Origin of the sequence: Clostridium sp., assembly GCF_021443865.1 — a bacterium.
Lineage (GTDB): Bacteria > Bacillota > Clostridia > Clostridiales > Clostridiaceae > Clostridium.
On the sequence record NZ_JABUTB010000119.1, the window covers coordinates 7215 to 12398 of the forward strand.

6 protein-coding genes are annotated in these 5184 nt (G+C 27.0%); all 6 read right to left on the reverse strand.

Features of this window, described 5'->3' with window-relative positions; genetic code table 11:
- Nucleotides 1-284 (reverse strand): hypothetical protein (locus HUJ77_RS14320; protein ID WP_291709751.1); only part of this gene is annotated, 284 nt, incomplete at its 3' end.
- A 23-nt stretch (nt 285-307) separates the two neighbouring features.
- Complete coding sequence (locus HUJ77_RS14325) at nt 308-1393, reverse strand: glycosyltransferase (protein WP_291709753.1); 1086 nt, start codon at nt 1391-1393, stop codon at nt 308-310.
- Complete coding sequence (locus HUJ77_RS14330) at nt 1383-2105, reverse strand: WecB/TagA/CpsF family glycosyltransferase (protein ID WP_291709755.1); 723 nt, start codon at nt 2103-2105, stop codon at nt 1383-1385. Before HUJ77_RS14330 ends, HUJ77_RS14325 begins: the two co-directional genes overlap by 11 nt.
- Before the next feature lie 13 nt (nt 2106-2118).
- The gene (gene wecB, locus HUJ77_RS14335) at nt 2119-3276 is read right to left on the reverse strand and encodes a UDP-N-acetylglucosamine 2-epimerase (non-hydrolyzing) (protein ID WP_291709757.1); all 1158 of its coding nucleotides are present in this window, start codon (nt 3274-3276) and stop codon (nt 2119-2121) included.
- Nucleotides 3277-3309: 33 nt separating this feature from the next.
- Complete coding sequence (gene galE / locus HUJ77_RS14340; RefSeq protein ID WP_291709759.1) at nt 3310-4314, reverse strand: UDP-glucose 4-epimerase GalE; 1005 nt, start codon at nt 4312-4314, stop codon at nt 3310-3312.
- 51 nt (nt 4315-4365) lie between these two features.
- Nucleotides 4366-5040, reverse strand: a complete 675-nt coding sequence (locus tag HUJ77_RS14345; RefSeq protein ID WP_291709760.1) for a sugar transferase — start codon at nt 5038-5040, stop codon at nt 4366-4368.
- Between the last annotated feature and the right edge of the window lie 144 nt (nt 5041-5184).

A 5184-nucleotide genomic window follows, 5' to 3' on the forward strand; every position in this document is an offset into this window, starting at 1 on the left:
CCTATACTTAATAAAGCAATCCCAATTCCAATAAAATTATATAATTCGCTTGGTAAAATTAAAGAATATATAATAAAGTCAATAGCATTTATTTTATTCATTAATAATAATACTGTTATAAATCCTATTATAATAAATGTAAATTTTTCAGGTAATACATTTCCATTAATAAACATTGATATCATGCTTATTAATATTATACAACTTACTCTTACCTTTTTTTCATTTTGCCAATTTAGTATAGTCATTATTATATTTTTTAAGTATTCCTGAAAGTTATTCATATAAACTACTCCCTATTATCTTACTATTTTAAGTATACATATTTGTACTTATCCGTTAACGTCTTTAGATTCCACTTTTCTAAATATTCATTGTAAGCTTTATCTCTTAATTTATCCAAATCATACTTATTTTCGACTAAATCTAATAGTATACCATTAAATTCATCTTTATTTTCTAAATTAAATAAAATTCCATTTTCTCCATTAACTATCATTTCCAAAACACCACCTACGGCTGTAGATATAACTGGCAATTTATTTCCAAAGGCTTCAATAATAGTTATTGGTATACCCTCCATTTTAGAAGTTAGTATTAATATATCAGATTTAAGCATAAATTCTTGAATATCAGTTCTATATCCTAAAAAGCAAACTTTAGACTCTAGACCTAAATCTTTAGCTAAATTCTTTAATTTATCTTCATCTTCACCATCACCGATAATATTACACACAAAATCTTTCCCTTTATTTTGGATATAACTTAATCCTTGTAACAAAAGCTCAACATTCTTTATTTCAACTAATCTACCTACAAAAAGGAATTTAAATTTTTCATCAGTTTTCTTAATATTAACTCTACTAGTATCTATATCTATTCCATTATAAATAAGTTTTATTTTATCACTTTCTTTTCCATTTCTATCTATTAGCTTATATTTCAAGTTATTAGAAACTGGTATTATAAAATCTGCATACCTAAGAGTTAACTTTTCTATTTTAGAATAAATAAGCTTCTTTTTTCCTTGAAATTCATACATTAAATCACTGTGAACTGTACTAATAAATTTAATTCTACAAGTTTTCTTTAATATTATTCCTATAAGATTACTTGGGGTTCCATGACAGTGAATTATATCTATTTTTTCTTTTTTAATATATTTACGTATAACCATTATATTTTTAATAAGGTTATTAAAATTATTATTTAATAGTAAAGTTTTAAATCCTTTTATAGGATTACTTTTACTTTTAAACTCTCCCTCTCTATCTATAGCTATACTTATAACAAACTCATCCTTTAATCCTAACATTATATTCTCTATAAGTTTTTCAGCACCACCATATGATTTCCCTAAATCTATCATAAGAATTTTTTTCTTAGCTTTCATTAAAAAACTCCTTAAAAAATATTTTTATAAACTTAGGATATTTTATAAAATATCTATAAAAAAGTCTCTTAGGCTCTTTTAAGAATCTATAAAACCACTCCATACCAATCTTTTGAATCCAATTTGGAGCTCTACCAACATCACCTGAAAATATATTGAAAGCTCCTCCTACAGCTAACATTAAATTAGCATTTATTAAATCAAAATTTTCCTTAATCCAAAGTTCTTGCTTGGGGTTTCCCATACCAACAAATAATATATTTACTTTATCTTTATTAATATCACTTATAACTTCTGTACTATCTTTAAAAAAACCATTATTTAGTCTTATGTTTTTTATATTAGGGTACTTATTTATAATATTAGCTCTCAATTTATCTAGTGTTGTGTCCGTAGCACCTAGAAAATAAATATTATACGCTCTATCATTAGCAACCTCTAGCAGCTTATCCATTAAGTCAACCCCAGTAATTCTATATATTAATTTACCCTTTAATTTACCTGTTGCAACCAAAGGCCATCCATCAGCAATTATATACTCTCCTTTAGCATAAATATCTTTAACTTTACTATCATTAGAATTATTAATTATGTGATCTATGTTAGGGGTAAAAACTGCTGATTTTTTTCCTGTTTCTATATCATTACATAAAGATTTTACTAATGAATTTAAATTCCCATCATAAAAATTTAGGCCAAATAAACTATACATAAAATTCTCCTATCTATAAAAACTTAAATTCATCTATAGAATTGCTAGTTTTATTAAAATAATTCTTAATTATACTAGTAATTCTTTGAGATGCTAATCCATCTCCATAGGGATTAATAGATTTACTCATTAATTCATATGACTCTTTGTCCCTAATCAACTTGTTAACTTCACCTACAATAGCTTCCCTTTTTATACCAACCAACTTTACAGTTCCAGCTTCTACAGCTTCTGGTCTCTCAGTTTCAGTTCTAAGAACTACAACTGGTTTACCAAGAGCTGGAGCTTCTTCTTGGATTCCACCTGAATCTGTCATTATTAAGTAAACCTTATTCATAAGATTAGTAAAGTCAACATATTCTAATGGATCAATTAAATGCACCCTATCTAGATATTCATTAAAATACTTGCTAGCCAATTCTCTTATTTTAGGGTTTTTATGCATAGGAAATACTATTTCTATGTCATCATTACTATTTAACAACTCAATTATTGCTTTAAATATATTTTCCATTGGCTCACCCCAATTTTCTCTTCTATGAGTTGTTAAAAGTATTACTTTTCTATTATTAAAATCTATATTATTAAGTGACTTACTTTCAAAAATATATTCTTCTTTTATTACACTTTTTAATGCATCTATTACTGTATTTCCTGTAATAAATATCTTGTCATTTGATATTCCTTCTTTTAATAAGTTCTCTTTATTACTTTTGGTTGGTGAAAAATGTATTTCTGCAATTGAACCTGTAAGCTTTCTATTTATTTCTTCAGGAAAAGGTGAGTAATTATCATTGCTTCTAAGTCCTGCTTCAACATGAGCAACTGGAATTCTATTATAAAGAGCTGCTAAAGCTGAATTTAAAGTAGTAGATGTATCACCATGAACTAAAACAATATCTGGTTTACATTGATTAAAAACATCGTTAACGCCCTTTAACACTTTATTTGATATATCAACAATAGATTGTCCATGATTCATAATATTTAAATCATATTGAGGTTTAATATCAAATATCCTCATAACAGAATCTAACATTTCTCTATGTTGAGCTGTTACACAAACAATTGATTCAAACATTTCATCTTTCTCTAACATTTTAACTAAAGGTGCCATTTTTATTGCTTCTGGTCTTGTTCCAAATATACTCATCACTTTTATCTTATTCATTTTAATCTCCTTCAATAAAAACTACTGTTTTCTCTAGAATTTCTCACTATTCTGTTCCCATTTCCAAGAATCTTCACACATTTCTTCTATTGTCTTTTCTGCATTCCATCCTAGTTCATTATTAGCTTTCGTAGGATCTGCATAACATACTGCTATATCCCCTTCTCTTCTTCCAACTATTCTATATGGTATTTCTCTTCCACTAACTTTTGAAAATTCTTTTACTAATTCTAATACACTATATCCCTTTCCTGTTCCTAAATTATAAGTTACAAGTCCAGAATCTGTATTTATTTTTTCTAACGCCTTTATGTGCCCCTTTGCCAAATCAACAACATGGATATAATCTCTTATACCAGTTCCATCTGGAGTATTATAATCACTTCCAAACACATTCAACTCTTTTAATTCTCCAGATGCTACTTTACTTATATATGGCAATAAATTATTAGGTATTCCATTAGGAGCTTCTCCAATATCTCCACTTTCATGAGCTCCTACAGGATTAAAATATCTTAAAATTGCTATATTCCAATTATTATCTGATTTGTATAAATCCCTAAGAACATCCTCTATTATTAACTTTGTTCTTCCATATGGGTTGGTAGCTGTTAATGGAGCATCCTCTTTTATAGGCATAGTATTAGCTTCTCCATATACAGTAGCTGATGAACTAAATACAAATTTCTTAACATTGTACTTCTTCATTACCTTTAAAACAACCACTGTACTAGTGATGTTGTTATGATAATATTCAATTGGCATAACACAAGATTCTCCAACAGCTTTATATGCTGCAAAATGTATAGTTGCATCAATATTATTTTCACTAAATATTTTTTCTACAGATTTTTCGTCTAATAAATCTATTTTATAAAACTTTGGTTTCTTTCCTGTTATCTTTTTTATTTTTTCTAAAACAATTAAATTGCTATTATATAAATTATCAGCTATAACAACATCATATCCATTACTAAGCAATTCTACAGTTGTATGACTTCCTATATATCCAAGTCCTCCGGTAACAAAAATCGTCATTGTCCCACTCCTATAAAAATTATAATTTACAAGTAAATTTGTCTAAATAAATTACGCTGCATTATTATCTCCAAACAGCACAAAAAAAGTTTTAAATATAAGCTTAATATCTAAAACAAAACTTCTTTCATGTACATATCTTATATCAAGTTTCATCCATTCCTCAAAGCCTATAGAATTCCTACCCATAACCTGCCAATAACAAGTTAACCCTGGTTTGATTTCAAATCTTTTTAGCATCCATGGTTCAAATTCCTTAACTTCATTTGGTAAACTAGGTCTTGGTCCAACTAAGCTCATATCACCTTTTAATACATTAATTAACTGTGGAAGCTCATCGATGCTTGTCTTTCTTATAAACTTACCAATTTTAGTTATTCTAGGATCATCCTTAATTTTAAACATTGGTCCAGACATTTCATTTTTATCTTTTAAGTTATCCTTTAATTCTTCTGCATTACAAACCATAGACCTAAGTTTATACATTTTAAATTCTTTTTTATTTAATCCAACTCTTTTTTGAGAAAAAATAATAGGACCTTTCGACTCTAATTTTATTAAAATTCCAATTACAATTAAAATTGGACTTAATAACGTTAATCCGATCAGAGATCCTAAAATATCAAGTAATCTTTTAAATATGCTATATAAAACTTTATCTTCTTTCTTTTCAGCAACAGAAACGATACTAGTTTTAACATTATTATTAATATTAATGTTATTCATCCTTACCCCCTAATTTTAATCCAAATATATCTTCGTTACCACATGTTATCATTATATCTTTACTTTTATTGTCTGTCTTTATTATAGCGTAGTCTTGTATTGTAGGTGATACATATTTTACGTTTTCAAACTTTTCTTTTATAC